Origin of the sequence: Sphingorhabdus sp. (genome assembly GCF_040079335.1) — a bacterium.
In the GTDB taxonomy this organism is placed as follows: Bacteria; Pseudomonadota; Alphaproteobacteria; order Sphingomonadales; family Sphingomonadaceae; genus Sphingorhabdus_B.
Window position 1 is genome coordinate 117,189 of record NZ_JBEBKL010000003.1, and the last position, 16,570, is coordinate 133,758.

At 55.7% G+C, this 16,570-nt stretch carries 17 protein-coding genes and 1 other RNA gene; 11 read left to right on the forward strand and 7 right to left on the reverse strand.

All coding sequences use genetic code 11. The features are described 5' to 3' along the window. Positions 1-154: 154 nt before the first annotated feature. Positions 155-3,664 (forward strand): TonB-dependent receptor, encoded by a 3,510-nt coding sequence (locus ABL922_RS02075; protein WP_349022549.1) that lies wholly within the window; start codon positions 155-157, stop codon positions 3,662-3,664. 55 nt (positions 3,665-3,719) lie between these two features. Here the strand turns inward: ABL922_RS02075 and mtgA are convergent, their stop codons facing one another. The 3 genes from mtgA to ABL922_RS02090 all read right to left on the reverse strand — a co-directional run bounded on the left by mtgA (position 3,720) and on the right by ABL922_RS02090 (position 6,391). Continuing rightward, complete coding sequence (gene mtgA, locus ABL922_RS02080) at positions 3,720-4,421, reverse strand: monofunctional biosynthetic peptidoglycan transglycosylase (RefSeq protein WP_349022550.1); 702 nt, start codon at positions 4,419-4,421, stop codon at positions 3,720-3,722. Positions 4,422-4,473: 52 nt separating this feature from the next. Then, positions 4,474-5,379, reverse strand: coding sequence for an RNA polymerase sigma factor RpoH (rpoH, locus tag ABL922_RS02085; RefSeq protein ID WP_324334323.1), 906 nt, complete (start codon positions 5,377-5,379; stop codon positions 4,474-4,476). A 70-nt stretch (positions 5,380-5,449) separates the two neighbouring features. Then, a complete protein-coding gene (locus tag ABL922_RS02090) occupies positions 5,450-6,391 on the reverse strand; it encodes an RluA family pseudouridine synthase (RefSeq protein WP_349022551.1) in 942 nt (313 codons plus the stop codon). Between the two features lie 142 nt (positions 6,392-6,533). Between ABL922_RS02090 and ABL922_RS02095 the strand changes: the two genes are divergently transcribed. The 10 genes from ABL922_RS02095 to ABL922_RS02140 all read left to right on the forward strand — a co-directional run bounded on the left by ABL922_RS02095 (position 6,534) and on the right by ABL922_RS02140 (position 15,298). Then, positions 6,534-7,172: a histidine phosphotransferase family protein gene (locus ABL922_RS02095; protein WP_349022583.1), complete on the forward strand. Its 639-nt coding sequence runs from the start codon at positions 6,534-6,536 to the stop codon at positions 7,170-7,172. 83 nt (positions 7,173-7,255) lie between these two features. Next, positions 7,256-9,649, forward strand: coding sequence for an ATP-binding protein (locus ABL922_RS02100; protein WP_349022552.1), 2,394 nt, complete (start codon positions 7,256-7,258; stop codon positions 9,647-9,649). 1 nt (position 9,650) lies between these two features. Beyond that, the gene (locus tag ABL922_RS02105; protein ID WP_349022553.1) at positions 9,651-10,085 is read left to right on the forward strand and encodes a chemotaxis protein CheW; all 435 of its coding nucleotides are present in this window, start codon (positions 9,651-9,653) and stop codon (positions 10,083-10,085) included. A 97-nt stretch (positions 10,086-10,182) separates the two neighbouring features. Next, positions 10,183-10,545, forward strand: a complete 363-nt coding sequence (locus ABL922_RS02110; protein ID WP_349022554.1) for a response regulator — start codon at positions 10,183-10,185, stop codon at positions 10,543-10,545. A 9-nt stretch (positions 10,546-10,554) separates the two neighbouring features. Next, on the forward strand, positions 10,555-11,640 hold the full coding sequence (gene cheB / locus ABL922_RS02115; RefSeq protein WP_349022555.1) for a chemotaxis-specific protein-glutamate methyltransferase CheB: 1,086 nt from the start codon (positions 10,555-10,557) through the stop codon (positions 11,638-11,640). Continuing rightward, the gene (locus tag ABL922_RS02120) at positions 11,640-12,506 is read left to right on the forward strand and encodes a CheR family methyltransferase (protein ID WP_349022556.1); all 867 of its coding nucleotides are present in this window, start codon (positions 11,640-11,642) and stop codon (positions 12,504-12,506) included. The genes cheB and ABL922_RS02120 overlap by 1 nt, the downstream gene beginning before the upstream one ends. 41 nt (positions 12,507-12,547) lie before the next feature. Next, a complete protein-coding gene (locus ABL922_RS02125; RefSeq protein WP_349022557.1) occupies positions 12,548-13,237 on the forward strand; it encodes an N-acetylmuramoyl-L-alanine amidase in 690 nt (229 codons plus the stop codon). A 4-nt stretch (positions 13,238-13,241) separates the two neighbouring features. Next, positions 13,242-13,625: RNase P RNA component class A (gene rnpB, locus ABL922_RS02130), an RNA gene on the forward strand. Positions 13,626-14,082: 457 nt separating this feature from the next. Then, a complete protein-coding gene (locus ABL922_RS02135) occupies positions 14,083-14,712 on the forward strand; it encodes a Yip1 family protein (protein WP_349022558.1) in 630 nt (209 codons plus the stop codon). A gap of 52 nt (positions 14,713-14,764) precedes the next feature. After that, complete coding sequence (locus ABL922_RS02140) at positions 14,765-15,298, forward strand: DnaJ domain-containing protein (protein WP_349022559.1); 534 nt, start codon at positions 14,765-14,767, stop codon at positions 15,296-15,298. Positions 15,299-15,304: 6 nt separating this feature from the next. Here the strand turns inward: ABL922_RS02140 and ABL922_RS02145 are convergent, their stop codons facing one another. The 4 genes from ABL922_RS02145 to ABL922_RS02160 are packed head-to-tail and all read right to left on the reverse strand — an operon-like array spanning position 15,305 to position 16,568. Continuing rightward, positions 15,305-15,706 (reverse strand): SufE family protein, encoded by a 402-nt coding sequence (locus ABL922_RS02145; protein WP_349022560.1) that lies wholly within the window; start codon positions 15,704-15,706, stop codon positions 15,305-15,307. A 26-nt stretch (positions 15,707-15,732) separates the two neighbouring features. Next, positions 15,733-15,975 carry a hypothetical protein gene (locus tag ABL922_RS02150; RefSeq protein ID WP_349022561.1) on the reverse strand — a complete coding sequence of 81 codons (243 nt, stop codon included), beginning with the start codon at positions 15,973-15,975 and terminating at the stop codon, positions 15,733-15,735. Positions 15,976-15,996: 21 nt separating this feature from the next. After that, complete coding sequence (locus tag ABL922_RS02155; RefSeq protein ID WP_349022562.1) at positions 15,997-16,275, reverse strand: hypothetical protein; 279 nt, start codon at positions 16,273-16,275, stop codon at positions 15,997-15,999. Next, the gene (locus tag ABL922_RS02160) at positions 16,272-16,568 is read right to left on the reverse strand and encodes a hypothetical protein (protein ID WP_349022563.1); all 297 of its coding nucleotides are present in this window, start codon (positions 16,566-16,568) and stop codon (positions 16,272-16,274) included. The genes ABL922_RS02155 and ABL922_RS02160 overlap by 4 nt, the downstream gene beginning before the upstream one ends. Between the last annotated feature and the right edge of the window lie 2 nt (positions 16,569-16,570).

Below are 16,570 nucleotides of genomic sequence, written 5' to 3' on the forward strand. Positions count from 1 at the left end.
GTGCTACGCAGCCATGCTGCAAAGCAGCAAATGTCACATTCCTGACACACAAAGGGGGCAGCGTTCCGGTAGGCCGAGCTTTGCCGAATCGGCAGTTTCAAGCTAACGGCGGTATATGGGGGCGCACGCCTTCGCACATATATAGGGGTACAAGATGCAAATCCGTTTCTATCTGGCGGCAGGCGTGGCCGCGCTTTCGATTGCGAGCATAACGGCGACACCAGCCGAAGCGCAGCAAATCACAACCGGTATTGAAGGTTCCGTCGTCGATGATTCGGGCAACCCGATTGGCGGCGTAGAGGTTGTTATTACTGACACTCGCACCGGCTCAACCCGCACGATCACAACTGGCGCTGACGGCAAGTTCAATGCATCCAACCTTGTAACTGGTGGGCCTTACACCATTTCTGCCAACGCTTCCGGCTACGAAGGCCAATCAGCAGAGGGCATTAATACGACCCTTCAGGGTAACACTAGCCTAACTTTTACGCTCGCATCGGGCGCAGGCGAAATCGTTGTTACTGGTAGCCGCGTGCAGGCGACACAGTTGGCAGTTGGCCCCGGCACCAGCTTCACGACCGAAATCCTTGAAGCCGCCCCGACATTCAACCGCGACGTCCGTGACGTTATCCGTATCGACCCGCGCGTCAGCCTTGATCGCGATGACACTGGCTCCGGCCAGGATCGCATTTCCTGCCTTGGCGGCAACGATCGCGGTAATGCCTTCACCGTCGACGGCATCAGCCAGGGTGACGTCTATGGCTTGAACGACACCGGCTTCTCGTCGCGCAGCTCTACCCCGCTGCCCTATGATGCGATCCGCGAAACGCAGGTGCAGTTTGCACCGTTCGATGTGGATTATGGCCAGTTTACGGGTTGCGCCGTCAACGTAGTGACCAAATCGGGCACCAACGATTACAAATTTGGCGCCTTCTATGAATTTTCGAACAATGATCTGCGTGCAGACGATGTTTATGATACATATTCAAAGCGCAGCCGTGTAGTCGCGCCGATCGAACCCGACAAGCGTTGGGGCGTTTATCTTGGTGGCCCGATCATCAAGGACAAGCTGTTTATCTTTGGCGCCTACGAAAACCAGCGCGCAGGTCAGTCGCAGGATGACGGTCCTGCCGGCGCTGGTTACCCGAACAGCATTGCAGGCGTACCCGTTGCCGAATTTAACCGCATCAGCGAAATTTTGAGCCGCGTTTACGGCATTGATACGGGTGAGCTGGTGACCAGTCGTCCGTTCAAAAACGATCGCTATTTCGCGCGCGCAGATTGGCAGATCAATGACAACCATCGTCTTGAAGCAACCTACCAGCGTCTTGAAGAGTCCACAACGCGCGCAGATGACTTCAGCAATTCGGCTACGAACCCGCGGGTCACCGGTCGCAACACCTTCTATCTGAGCGGAACCGAGTCGAACTATTACTCTGGCCGTCTATATTCGCAGTGGAGCGATGTGTTCTCCACTGAATTGCGCTATTCGCGTTCCGAAGTTCAGGACTTACAAGACCCGGTAGGTGGCGGCGAAGCGCAATCGGCGAGCCCGATCCCGGCGATTATTGTCGGCATCACCAATACTCAGGGCACCGCTACAACCGCTGACGATACCTATGGTCGCGTTCAGGCTGGTCCTGGTTTTTCGCGTTCTGCAAACGACCTGCGCACCACCATCCAACAGTATCGGGCTGTTGCAAAACTTGACGCTGGTAGCCACCAGATCAAGTTCGGGGGTGAAATCAACCAGGCCAATCTGTTCAACCTGTTTGTCCAGAATGCTACCGGGACGTTGTTCTTCCGCAATGCGACCGATCTCGAAGCAGGCCTGCTTTCGACTGGTACAAACACCAACCCGACTGCTCTGCAACTTGCAACCGGTGGTGCCGCGGGCGCTGCTGGCAATTTCTCGGCAACTGGCGACGTCAACGATGCGGCAGCAAAGTTTAACCGGAGCATATATTCGGTGTTTGCTCAGGACGACTGGCAGATAAACGACCAGTTAGGCATGGTCGCCGGGGTTCGTGCCGAATGGTATGATGGTGGCGCCCCTGAACATAATCCTCTGTTTCTCAACCGCTATGGTTTCAGTAACGGGAATGGATTCAGCAAGCTTGGCGTCACCGTGTTGCCACGCATTGCGTTCACCTATGATTTGAATGACTTTGCCGTGTTCTCACGCGCGCAGTTCCGCGCTGGTGCAGGTATCTTCTCTGGCGGTGATCCGCTGGTTTGGTTCGGCAACGCCTTCCAGAATGACGGCAGCACCGTCGGTGAAGGCACAACACGCTCGACTGGGTGCCCGACGCCCTTCACCACACCAATCGACGTGGTAACTGGTGGCACATTCACCGGCGTGCCTCAATGTATCCGCACTGCAGGCAGCAACGAAGCAGCACGTGGTCTTGGCGATACCCAGTCAATCGACCCCAAACTGAAAATGCCGACGGTGTTCCGTTTCAACGCCGGGTTCTCCTCGCAACTGAACTTCGCCGAAAGCGGCTTCTTCAGCGGATGGGATCTGACGCTCGATTATATTTACTCGAAGTACAAGGATCCGTTCACCATCGTCGATCTGGCAGCTGTTCCTGCTGTTGCAGCGGGCACCGGCGGCGCGGCTCTAGGTCTTGGCGGTTTCACGATTGATGGACGTCCGATCTATCGTTCGATCGACCCGAGCGTGGCTGGGTGCACGGCACGTCTGACTGGTGTCACGCCCACACCTATCTACAGTAATGTGAACGCAGCCTGCTTTGCGACGTCGCGTGATGACGAGCTGATGCTGACCAACGCTGGCAGTTTCCGCAGTCACAACGCTTCGTTCATTCTGTCGAAAAATTTTGATGGCGGTCTGTTCACATCGGGTGGCTCGACCTTCTTCAATATCGGCTATGCCTTCTCGGACAGCCAGGATCGTCGTAACATGTACAGCTCGACGGCTGGCTCTAACTATGACCTGTCGGCGGCATCCGACCGCCAGAATCCGGCTGCATCGCGTGGTTTCTACAACAGCCGTCACAACTTCACCTTGAACACCAGCTTCAAGGAAAAGTTTTTCGGCGATTTCGCAACTCGGTTTGGCTTCACCTTTGTCGCCCGCTCGGGCCGCCCGTACAGCTTGACCTTCAGCGGTGGCAGCGTGTTTGGCGACAGCGTTTCGGGTACTGAAAATGCGCTGGTGTATTTGCCGACCGGCGTGACCGACCCGAATATCGCACCGACGTCGAACATGACAGCCGTTCAGGGACTGACCGATTTCGCCAATTCGCTGAAATGCGCGAAGAAATATGTCGGGCGTACGATCGAACGCAATAGCTGCTCGAACAACTGGTATTACGACCTTGATCTGTCGATCTCGCAGGAACTCCCCGGACCGGGCCGTCTGTTTGGTCGTGAGGACAAGCTGAAGTTGTTTGCCAGCTTCGACAACTTCCTCAACATGCTCAACTCGGGATGGAATATCCAGCGTCGTCGTGACTTTGCAGGCCGTCAGGATATTGCGTCGATTTCCGGCGTGGACTCCGCAGGTCGTTACATCATCAGCGGCTTCACTGCGAACAACCTGAATGCCGAAGGGGTTCGCGACTTTGATGCAGACAACTTCATCAATACGTCATCTTCGGTATGGCGTATCAAGGTTGGCGTGAGCTACGATTTCTGATCGCTGGAAAGCCATTGAGTAAGCGAGGGGGCGGGGCTGAAAAGCTCCGCCCTTTTCATTTGTAGATACAGCTATCCAGACCGTCGCGCTTCACCACCCCAATCCGTGCTGCAATGCTGTTGCCATAGCGGCGGGTGAAGCCGCCTGCGCCGTTGACCGCGCGCTTTTTTGGCAGTGGCAATGCGGCTGCCATGCGTGCTGCCTCAACACGACTGAGATTGGCTGCGCTTTTATTGAAGTAACGCTGGGCACCCGACTCAGCGCCATAGGTGCCAATACCGGTTTCCGCGACGTTCAGGTAAACCTCGATGATCCGTCGCTTTCCCCAGAATGTTTCGATGAGGAAGGTGAAATAGACCTCTGGCACCTTGCGGACATAACGCGTCCAGCCGCTGCCTTGCCACAGGAAGACATTCTTTGCGGTCTGCTGGCTGATCGTCGACCCGCCGCGCATACGGCCACCACGCTGGTTGCGTTCGAGAGCTTTTTCGATAGCTTCGGTATCAAAGCCGCTGTGCTGGCAGAATTTGCCGTCTTCGGCGGCGATTGCGGCCCGGACAAGATTGGGTGAGATGTTCGACAAGGGCTCCCAGTCGCGCTCAGACCCGTTGCTGTCGAACAACATGGTCAGCGTCGTGGGCACCGGTACGAAACGATACAGCAGCACCAAGGCGAAGGTGATTGCCAGATACCAGAACAAGCAGCGGAACAGGAAAGTGAAGAAACGGGCGACGGGCGAGCGCTTTGTTTGAGCCATAGGCCGAAACTAGCGCGCCCCCGTGGCCGCGTCATCCATTTTTACAAATGCCTTAGACGGCAGCGAGCAAACGCTTCTCGCCGGCAATCCGCAACATTGCCTTTTGCAGCTTTTCGAAAGCCCGCACCTCGATCTGGCGCACGCGTTCGCGGCTGACGTTATATTCCTGACTCAGTTCCTCGAGTGTGCGGGGTTCTTCGATCAGGCGGCGTTCGGTCAGGATATGCTTTTCGCGGTCGTTCAGGCTGCCCATGGCTTCCAGAAGCAATTGGTGGCGCACATCACTTTCCTGTGCTTCGGCGACGCGTTCGTCTTGCAGCGGTTCATGATCGACCAGCCAATCCTGCCACTGGCCGTCGCCATCCTCGCGCATCGATACGTTGAGCGAAGTATCCCCGCCCATCGCCATGCGGCGGTTCATTTCAATGACTTCGCTTTCGGAAACGCCAAGGTCAGTGGAGATTTTGGCGACGTCTTCAGGCCGCAGATCGCCATCCTCAAACGCCTGCATGTTGTTCTTCATGCGGCGGAGGTTGAAGAAAAGCTTCTTCTGCGCGGCGGTGGTACCGATTTTGACCAGGCTCCAGCTGCGCAGGATGAATTCCTGCATCGACGCCTTGATCCACCACATCGCATAGGTTGCGAGGCGGAAACCGCGGTCGGGATCGAATTTCTTCACGCCCTGCATCAGGCCGACATTGCCCTCGGAAATCAGCTCCGAAACGGGCAAGCCATAGCCGCGATAGCCCATCGCAATCTTGGCAACGAGCCGCAGGTGTGACGACACAAGCTGCGCAGCGGCCGCAGGATCTTCATGTTCCTGATATCGCTTTGCGAGCATATATTCCTGCTCGGGCGCTAAAATCGGATATTTTTTGATTTCCGCGAGATAGCGGTTGAGGCTGTCGTCCCCCCCAAGGGCAGGGATAGTTGCCGGAACATTTTTAGTCTCTGACATTATCTTCCTCTTTCATGTCCGCGCCGGGGCCTCATCAAGCACCCCATTGTCGAACGGTTACAGTGAAACTCTATGCCTTAAGGGACGTTAGCAGAAGCTGAATATCATCGGGCAATCTGCTTTCGAAACCCAGCTTTTCACCGGTAACTGGATGAATAAACCCCAGTGACACCGCGTGCAAGGCTTGTCGGTCAAAATAGGACTGATTTGGTCCAAATCTAAACGCTTTTCGTCGATTATTATAAGTGGAATCCCCGATAAGGGGATGTCCGATATGTGCCATATGGACACGCACCTGATGGGTGCGCCCCGTTTCTAGTCGACATTCTACCAGCGATGCTTCCCTAAACTGTTCAATGGTGCGGTAATGGGTAACGGCGTGCTTGCCCTTGCCTTCAGGTAGCACCGCCATTTTCTTGCGATTGGTCGTCGATCGACCGATTTGGGTCCGGATTGTTCCGCCTGCGGGCGAGGGCTGCCCTACGACAACCGCCAAATAACGGCGTTCGATGTCATGGGTGGCAAATAGCTTTGCCAAACCTTCATGCGCGACATCCGATTTGGCCACCACGAGCAGACCCGATGTGTCCCGGTCGATGCGATGGACAATCCCGGGCCGCTGGACGCCGCCAATTCCCGACAGTTTTCCCTTACAGTGATGGAGCAGGGCATTGACTAAAGTGCCATCGGCATGCCCTGCTGCAGGATGCACGACCAGCCCTGCCGATTTGTTGACGATGATCAGATGTTCGTCCTCAAAAACAATGTCGAGTTCGATATCCTGCGGCGCGGCCTTATCCGGGATCGGCGCAGGAACGGTAAGCGTAAAGGTCTGGCCCTGATGTCGTTTGCTCGATGGATCGGTCACGACCTGACCAGCGATATGCAACGCGTCAGCCTCCAGCAGCGCTTGGATACGCGCGCGTGAGAGCGAAGGTATGGCTTCCGCGAGAGCGCGGTCCAACCGTCCCGGCCCCAAAATGCCGCTATGCGTGACTTCCTGCCCCTCCATAGCCAAGAATGTGGGGGCATTTTGTTGTTTATCAAGCTTAGTTTGCCGATTTTGAGCTTGTAACATCCATTGAAGGGTTGAAACGGCTTTGCACAGCGTTCATTGCACTGACGTCATGACCAATAGGGGACCCCGGCTGACCATGTCCGACGCTGAAATCGATCTTGCTGCCTTGTTGTGCTCGCGCCTCTGCCATGATTTGCTGAGCCCTGTGGGCGCTATGAACAACGGCCTGGAACTGTTGGCCGATGAACATGATCCGGAAATGCGCAAACGCTGCATGGATCTGCTCGCTGAAAGCGCCAAATCGGCGGCGGACAAGCTGAAATTCTTCCGGCTTGCCTTCGGTGCTGCCGGTGGCTTTGGCAGTGAGGTTGACCCCATGGAGGCCAAAGCCGTGATAGAGCCGCTGGTGACCAGTGACGGGCGCACGACGCTGCATTGGGGCGTTCCAGCGGGGTTGATGCCTAAAAAGGCTGTGAAGGTGCTCTTGAACCTTGTGCTGATCGCCAAGGATGCATTAGTGCGTGGCGGTGAATTGCATGTGGGTGCCGAAGCGCGCGAGGGCGAACAGGAAATCGTTATCCGGGCAACCGGTCCACGTATTATCATGGATCAATCGGTTCGGGATGCGCTTTCCGGAGAGTTGACGGAAAGCCAGATTGACTCGCGCACCGCCGCTGCCTGGATGGTTCGCGGGCTTTGTGCAGCCAATGGCGGTCTGGTGCAGATTGCGGGCCCGGACGATACGCAAATCGTTATTGGCGCGCTCGTTCGCTGACGCCACATATAGGGCCAGTGTAAAGGCCTTTTTAACCAAGATCGCCCCATAAGACGTCCAATTAATATATTGGGACGCCTGAAATGGATGATCTGCGCGAAGATTTTATCGCGGAAACCCGTGAAACCTTGGAAATCCTCGCCGGACAGCTTGTCCAGTGGGAAAAGACGCCGGATGATCTCGGGCTGATCGATAGCGCATTTCGCTTCGTCCACACGGTGAAGGGGAGCTGCGGATTTCTTGATCTGCCTCGACTTTTGCGGCTTAGCCATGCGGCCGAAGACGTTTTAAGTCATGCGCGCGATGGTCGGATAAGTGTTTGCCCTGAACTTGTGTCCGCAACTTTGGCAGTGATCGACCGGATTGCTGCATTAACCGATGCGCTCGAAACCGGTGAGTCGGTTTTTGATGACGACCCTGGCTTGATAGCCGCAATGCTTGCATTCCTGCCAACAGAGCAAGCAGTCGAAGAGGAGGCTTCGGCAGTAGGATCGGATTACCTCAACGAAGAAGTCGCTTCGATCGTCGACGATCATACTAGCCGAAGTAAATCGCGGACCGTCCGCGTGTCGCTAAACCTGCTGGACAAGTTAATGAACGGGGTTTCCGACCTCGTTCTGGCGCGAAACGAGGTGTCGCGCCAGCTCCGCCGCTACGGGGCATCGACCGAAATCGATCATGCCTTTGGTCGCCTTTCGACCACCGTTGCCGAAATGCGCGATGCCATCGGGATGATGCGCATGCAGCATATCGACCGGCTGTTTTCATCGCTTCCGCGATTGCTGCGCGACATCTGCATCGACCTTGATAAACAAATCGAACTTACTGTCGAAGGCAGTGAGGTAGAGGTTGATCGCGAAATGGTAGAGGCGCTGCGCGATCCGTTGACGCACATTTTGCGCAACTCGGCAGACCACGGCATCGAAAGCGCCGAGGAACGCCGCTCTGTCGGCAAAGATCCTGTCGGCCATATCCAAGTCGTCGCACGCCAATCGGGTAATCAGATCCTCGTCGAGATCAGCGACGATGGTCGCGGCATCGATGTCGAGAAATTGGGCCAGAAGGCAATTGCGCGCAAATTGCTGACGATCGGCCAGTGGCAGAAAATGTCCGAACGCGCCAAGCTAGACACGATTTTTGCGCCGGGCCTGTCGACTGCAGACGCAGTGACGGCCATTTCTGGGCGCGGCGTCGGTATGGATGTTGTCCGCAACAATATGCACGCGATTGGTGGCACCATCGACCTCGAGAATCATGACGGCCACGGTCTGAAAATTACGCTGCGGCTGCCACTGACCTTGTCAATCATCGCCGGGCTTTCTTTGCGGGCAGGGGGACAAATATTCGGTATTTCGCGCTCGTCGGTTGTGGAGATCATCTCGGTTGCGAACCGAAACGTTGAAATCGAACATATCGGTGACATGCCGATTGCCAAAGTACGCGGTGAACGCCTCGCTTATGCAAAGTTGGAAGCCTTGCTGGAAGTTGAAGAAGCGGCTTGTAGCCAGGGAATGGCGCGCACGCTGGTGATCATCCGTCCCGCTGTAGGCGCCACATTTGCGCTGGACGTTGAAGCAGTGGTCGACAATGAAGAGCTGGTAGTCAAGCCGGGTGCCCCGCTTGTGATGGCGACCGGGCTTTATGCTGGGACAACGCTCCCCGACAATGGACGCCCTATGCTTCTACTCGATGCTAGCGGCCTAGCTGCGGCAATCGGCGTCGAGGAAGACTTATTCGAGCGTGATACCAAGCGTCACGATGCCGTGCATCTAGAAAAACGACAGATCGACTCGGGACTGCTGTTCGAAACGATGGATGGAAAGATCCGGGCAATCCGTCTGGCTTCGGTCGAGCGGATGGAGGACTTTGAACGCGCTGCATTCCACGAAGTGGGTGGGCGCCTGTGTGTTTCGGTGAACGGAACGCTCTTCGATGTTCGCGGCCTTGATGGCCTGCCGGAGCAAAGCCACGTCAAACTTCTGCGTTTGACAGATGGTTCCAGCATCGTGTTTCTTGCGGTTGCGGACGTCATAGACATCTTCGCAATTGACGGCGAGGTTGCACCGTCGCTCAATCCGGAAATCTACGAAGGCATTGTTCATGTCGATGGACGACCTATTGAATTGCTCAGCAGCTTCAGCTTCTTCGAACTGACGTCCGATGCAATGCGTAGCCATGCTTCAGGACGCCCCTTGTGCTTTATCAGCGCTGAAACAGAAGATGGCTGGGAACAGAGGGTTTTGGCACCGCTGCTCAAGGCATCAGGCTATGATGTAACTTTCGACGAGCAACATCGGGCGACAGCTTCAGTCATGCTGTCACTTGACGCGAACGCGGATGCCTCAAACGGCGACTGTCGGCTTGTGAAATTGCGCGACAGCCTGCGTCCAGCCGAGGGCGGACATGATTCGATTTATCGCTATGATCGTGCGGCGCTGCTTTCGGCGGTAAGCTCAAAAATTGCCGGAGGCGCGTAATATGTCCAAGCTATTCCTGATTGCAGAGATTGCAGACACTTCCATTGCCATCTGCAGCGAGGTGATCGAATCAGTTGTTACCGTGGGTGATGTGGTTGAAGTTCCGCGGTGTGACCCGGTCATTGCCGGACTATTCGCGTTGCGAAGTCGTGTACTGACGCTGATTGATTGCCAATATCGGGTTACGGGTCAGCGCAAAACCGTTCACCAAAAAGGACTTGCCGTGGTCGCTTCTATTGGTGGTCACAACTTTGGACTGATGGTCGACCGGGTTAGCGATGTCGTTTCGGTCGCTGAAGAGGCCATCATCCCCGCGACGAAGCTTGATCGCAAATGGCGCGAATTGGTGAAAGAACTCATTGAGATCGAAGGCAAACTGCACATGGTTGTCGATCCCGAGCGTCTGGTCGCGATTGAAGCCCGTTTGGCTGCGTAATAGATTGTGGATTTTTATTGCCTCCACACTGTCGAATTAACCGGTCACTAACAGCCTGACTTTAGATTGGTTCAAATTGGACCAAGGAGCATCCGCCATGAAAACGTGCCTGATCGTTGATGACAGCAAAGTCATCCGAAAGGTGGCTCGCCACATATTGGAAACATTGGAATTTCAAGTCGACGAAGCGTCGGACGGCAACGAGGCACTGGATCAGTGCGCCAACCGCCAACCTGACGTCATCCTTCTCGATTGGAATATGCCAATCATGGGCGGGATGGAGTTTTTGCGCGCCTATCGGGCTTCGACCGCTGCGTGCGCCAAGGTAATATTCTGCACTACAGAGAATGGCATTGGCCATATTCAGGCGGCCATCGAAGCCGGTGCTGACGAATATGTGATGAAGCCGTTTGACCGGGAAACGCTGGAAACCAAATTGCAGTTGGTCGGTTGCATCTGAACGATAGTCATGCGCGCATCCTTAGGCCTTGCATCTCCGGTTTCGGAGCAACCCGATCGTCCAATTAAGGTCCTGCTTGTCGACGACAGCAATGTTGTGCGTTCGATTTTCGCACGGATGTTGAGCGATAGCGGCGAGGTGGAAATTGTTGGTGAAGCCGGGAACAGCGAAGATGCTCTCAGGCAGCTTAAAAACGTCCAGCCTGACATTATCCTTCTCGACATCGAAATGCCCGAGCGTTCGGGCTTGGATGCGTTGCCGGACATATTGGATGCAGCAGGCGGGGGCAGGGTGCTCGTCGTCTCCTCCTTCGTTGAAGAAAATGGTCCTGCAGCGATCCGTGCGCTCGAGCTGGGTGCGTGTGATACGCTTTCGAAACCGGGTCGTTTTGGCTTTGCAGGCCGCTTTCCCGAGTTGCTGGTTGAAAAAGTCGTCCGGTTGGGTAGCTCTTCCCGCCTAGTTGCGCGAAAAAATGTCGAGCCGGAATATCGCAATCCTGAAGCTGACTCAAAATTTGAGCTTTCGCGGCCTGAATGTATCGCCATCGGTGCATCGACAGGCGGAATTCCGGTCATCTACGACATTGTCCGCAATCTGCCTGCTGAGCTGAATTGCCCGGTGTTCATCGCCCAGCATCTGCCTGATGCCTTCATGGAATTTTTTGCGCGTCAATTGTCTGCGCAAACCGATCGCACAGTATGTGTCCCCAAATCGGGAGCAGAAATCCGTGAACGCACCATCTATATTTCACCGGGCAGCGCACATCTGACCTGCGGGCAAAGCGGGCGGCGAAGGAAGATTGAACATCTCGATCACTATGCGGGCAGTCGTTACAGCCCTTCGGTTGACGCATTATTTGAATCTGTGGCGAGAGTTTACGGCGCGGGCGCGCTGGCTGTCGTCTTAAGCGGCATGGGGAATGACGGCGCGGCGGGTGCCGTTCACCTTTCGGCCGCCGGCGCCAACATCATTGTGCAGGACGCTGAAAGTTCGGTGGTTTGGGGAATGCCCGGAGCGGTCGCCAAAGCCGGTCTGGCAGATGCCATCTTACCTCCCGCCCTGATGACCCGCCTGCTCGCCAGGGCCGTCAAATAATGGGCGAGGCCGCTGTCGCACGCGCCCACCGCAAGCTTTCCGATTTGCTCGCGCGCGAGACCGGTCAGCAACTGCTTGCGAACAGGCACTGGCGTGTCGAAATGGCTCTGAAGCCAATTCTGCGCAAACATTCCATCCCCGATATCGATATGCTCGCCACGATCCTGGACGGTGGAGGCGAACCGGAACTACTCAAGGAATGCATGGAATCCATGGTCAACAATGAAACCTGCTTTTTCCGCGACCAGGCGAATTTCGCGCTTTTGACCGGGCCTGTGATGGATTCGCTGCGCGCTGCGAGGTCTAGCACTAAGCGCTTGCGGATATGGTCCTCTGCCTGCTCTACCGGCCAGGAGCCGCTATCGCTTGCTATGTCGTTCCTCGAAAATGCCGATAAGTGGCGGGGATGGAGCATCCATATCCTGGCAACAGACATTTCGACAAGCGCAATGGCCAAGGCGCGCAAAGGGCAGTATTCGCAATTCGAGATCCAGCGCGGCCTGCCCGTTATGTTGATGCTCAAATATTTTGACCAGGTGGATGGCGACTGGCTTGCAAAGCCCGAAGTCCGTAAAATGGTGACATTCGCGCAGCACAACCAGCTCGATAGCGCGCGTCATTTGGGCCAATTTGACCTCATTCTCTGCCGTAACATGCTGATGTATTTGTGCGACAACAAACGCCGGGAAGTGCTGGAGCATCTGGCATCGGCATTGACTAACGACGGCGTATTGATGCTCGGCGCGGCTGAAACCGTTATCGGCCAGACCGAGAAGTTTGAGGCATCGCGGGAATTTCGCGGATTCTATCAGCGCACCAGCGCCAGCGGCGTTTCTGTTTCAAGCCCGCAAAGGCGCGCTGTCTAAGCAGGCTTTGCATAGCGACGCTTGCGGCCTATGAATGCCGTATGATCTGGTATCCGTCCCCGAATTTCGGTGAGCGTACGCTTCCGATTACTATGCTTGTTTTGCATTATACCGGCATGAAGAGCGGCCCTGAAGCTGTCGAATGGCTGGCCAATCCGGCGTCCAAGGTTTCAGCCCACTATGTCGTCGAAGAAGATGGTCAAATTATTCATATGGTCCGCGAGGAGCAGCGCGCGCAGCATGCAGGCCTTTCTTACTGGCGCGGAATTACCGACTGCAACAGTGCCAGCATTGGGATTGAAATCGTCAATCCCGGGCATGAATGGGGCTATCGGCCATTTCCCGAGGAACAAATGGCCGCATTGGTGCCCTTAGTCGCTGAAATTGTGCGAACCTATGGAATTCCACCCCGCAATGTTGTCGGCCACAGCGATGTGGCACCCGCGCGCAAGGAAGATCCGGGTGAACTGTTTGATTGGGAGCGCCTTGCGAAAGTAGGGCTTGCTGTTTCGCGGCCGACCAAAAATCTTGTCGATCCGGGTTGGGGCGATGCCGCATTCCTGTTGGCCTTGGAACGTTATGGCTATGGCATAGCCGATGGCGCCAAGGCTGTCATTGCCTTCCAGCGCCGTTTCCGGCCTGAAAATGTCGATGGTATCATCGATGGCCAGTGCCGTGCGATACTCTGGAGCCTGCTCTTGGAACATGAAGGCGGACCTGCTATCGGCTGACGCGCCAGAGGGTCGGGCGACCGCCGGTGCTTCGCTTGCGGGGTGCGGGAGGAAAGTCCGGGCTCCAGCGAGGAACGGTGCCGGATAACTTCCGGCTGGGGTGACCCAAGGGAAAGTGCCACAGAAAGCAAACCGCCACGGCTTCGGCTGGGTAAGGGCGAAAGGGTGCGGCAAGAGCGCACCGCGCGGGCGGCAACGTCGGCGGCACGGCAAACCCCACCGGGAGCAAAATCGAATAGGGGCGGCACATGGCATCCTCCTGCCAGTCGCCCGGGTTGATTGCTTGATCCTGTATGTAAATATAGGACTAGAGGAATGGTCGCCTATCTCGCCAAAGCCTTGCGCGGACGCGGGTGGACAGAACCCGGCTTACAGACCCTCTGGCACTTTTTTCCAGTACAGATAAACGCCACCCAAAAGCGTGAGCACGATAGCCTCGACCACTATCGGCTCAAATACGCGCGTAGAGCCGCCATCCAGAGCGAGGCTGACAAAGCGGCCCAGCAACGCCAGGGCAGGAAGCAGCCATGTCGCCGCCAGCCAAGTGGAACTGCGTTTCCATGTTGCGATGAAGGCAAACACGCCAATCGCCAGAAACAAGCCGCCGATATCCGCCCTTATGTTTGCCGCACCGATAGCGCCCACCGTTTCTATTCCACGCGCATCAACCAGAGACCCGACATCAAACCAGTGTTGATACACCGATAGCAGCGAAAGCAACCCGATAGTGGCAACAAGGATACGTGAAGCGAACATCATGGCCTGTTCTCCCTTTTGATTTACTTATTGGCACAATTGTGGTTTTCTTCCAACTTAGGGTATCTTCATTGAAGAGGGGAAAGCAAATGTCATTAGTCGATCGTGCAAAGAATATCCTACTTAATCCCAAAGCCGAATGGGAAGTCATCGCGAAAGAGAGCGCATCGGTTGGCGGTTTATTCACCGGCTATGCCATTCCATTGTCGGTACTCCCGATCATTGGAACGGTGATCGCAATGGGGCTTCTGGGCATTGGCGCTGGTTCGCTTGCGCCTATGGGCATCGGTTCGGTCGGCGTTGGAATCGCTGCCGGGATGGGTGCGGTTGGCTTCGTTATCGGCCTGATTATGCTCTATGCGATGAGCTTCATCGTCAACGCGGTGTCGCCAAGCTTTAACGGCAAATCGGATATCGTCAGCGCAACCAAGTTGATGGCCTATGCATCGACGCCATCCTGGATTGCCGGGTTGGTAGCTCCGTTTCTTGGACCTGTTGGAGGATTGGTATCACTCGCGGCAGTCGCCTATGTCGTTTACCTGATTTACACCGGTATCGGCCCGATCATGGAAGCTCCGACTGAGAAAATCGCCGGTTTTACGGTCGTAATCATCCTGATCTACATTGTGTTGTCTGCCGTCCTGACGATGTTTGTCGGCGGTATGCTCATCGCCACATTTTTCGGCGGCGCCATGATGGCCGGTGCAACCAGCATGTAATTTAGCCCGATTGGGCCTAGCAACTGAGCCATGCCCTCGCTAAGGCGGCGGCATGGCTCGTTCTTCTCGTAGTAATGACTGGGGATTTCCCCGTTGGCGCGGTTATGGCACCTCGCGCGAGGCGCAGGCTGTTCGACTGTGTGACAGGGTGGGCTGCAATCGGGCCGGCAATTGCCCCGCTCCCAAGTCGCCCAACAGCCCAGAACGCTGGATGTTTTGCGAGGACCATGCCGCTGAATATAATCGCGGCTATGACTATTTTGCTGGACTGACGGCCGAAGAAGCATCGGAACGCGAATCTAACGAACGTCGCGACAATAGCGGCTATCACGAATCTGCGCATTATGGCTGGGCTGGATCCGGCGATGGCAGCCGCAGCCGTGACGAGATGCGCGCACTTGAATTGCTAGGCCTCGATCCGGACGCCGATTTCGAAGAAGTGAAAAAGGCATGGCGCAAGATCGCCAAGGAAACACATCCCGACGTGCGACCCAATGATGCAGACGCGGCGAAAGCCTTTCAGGCAGGGCAGGCTGCGTTCGATGTGTTGCGCGCGGCGGAGGAACGACGCGTCTGGAAGGGCTGAGCGCACTCAGGCGTAGCGCGCGGCGGTTTCGCGGATCAATGCTATCATATTGGGAATGCCCTGCGTCCGGTTCGAACTTAGCTGGTTTTTGAGATCGAACGGGGCAAGTGCACTTTCGATTTCCAGAGATCCTATTTCGGCAGCCGACTTTCCTTCGACCGTTTTCAGAACAAGCGCGATGATGCCTTTGGTGATGGCAGCATTGCTGTCCGCAAGGAATGAGAGCTGTTTATTCTCAGTTAGGGGATAGACCCAAACGCTTGCCGAACAACCGCGCACCAGCGTAGCGTCTGTTTTAAGCGCATCAGGCATCGGCGGAAGCGCCTTTCCCAGATCGATCAGTAACCGATACCGATCGTCACCATCGAGAAATTCATATTCGTCCAATATGTGGGCCAGCGCAGTCATAGGCGCTGCGCTTATGGCCTTGGACTTCAGATATCAATGCCCGCCGCAATGGCTTCGAGCTTTTTCACCCGTTCTTTCAGGTCGGCGACTTCAATGCGCGATACGGTCGATGGCGCGCCGTCGTGCGATGGGCGGTGCTGGCTTTCCATTTCAGTTCGCTTAAATTCGATCCAATCGCGCCATCCGCGCAGGCTGGCTGCGGCGACGATGCCGACCGTTGCGAGCGCTAGTGCGCTTACCGTCAGATAGAAGTTGGAGTCCTGTGGCATGGTCCTTCCTTCCTTTTACGATTACCGGTCGCGCAGCGCTTCGATTTCGCGGCTGACGTCGAATGCATTTGTGTTGTCGGTCGCGATGCGTTCCAACACTTTAATGCGCTCTTTCAATTCGGTAATTTCGTTCTGCAGTGCCTGCGTATCAGTCTTGTTCGCTAGACGCTGAGTCTTGTTTCCCAACATATCCTGATCTTCGATAATGCCGTACTTCGCCTGATGCTTGCTCTGAATAATCTTTCCGATGGTAATAATGGCAATGATGGCAACAACCATCGTGAATGGATCGCCGATCATTTCACTACTTCCTTTTCATGTGTGGGTTCGAGGTTCAGTGGCGTGGTGCGCAGAGCTTCGATTTCGTTCGCCAGGCTATAGCCTTGGTCGGTGACGATGCGTTCCAGCACCGCGACACGCTCCTCAAGACGGCCTTTGTCTGCGGCATATTGCGCGGCCTTTTCGGCAACCATTTGCGCATCCAGTTCCATCTGTCGCTCTTTCATCTTCAACCAGGGGCGAAAAATCGCGCCGGCAAAGATGGCAAGCAGGCCACAGCAAATTCCTAAAATGGGGATGAGTATCGGGCTCATGC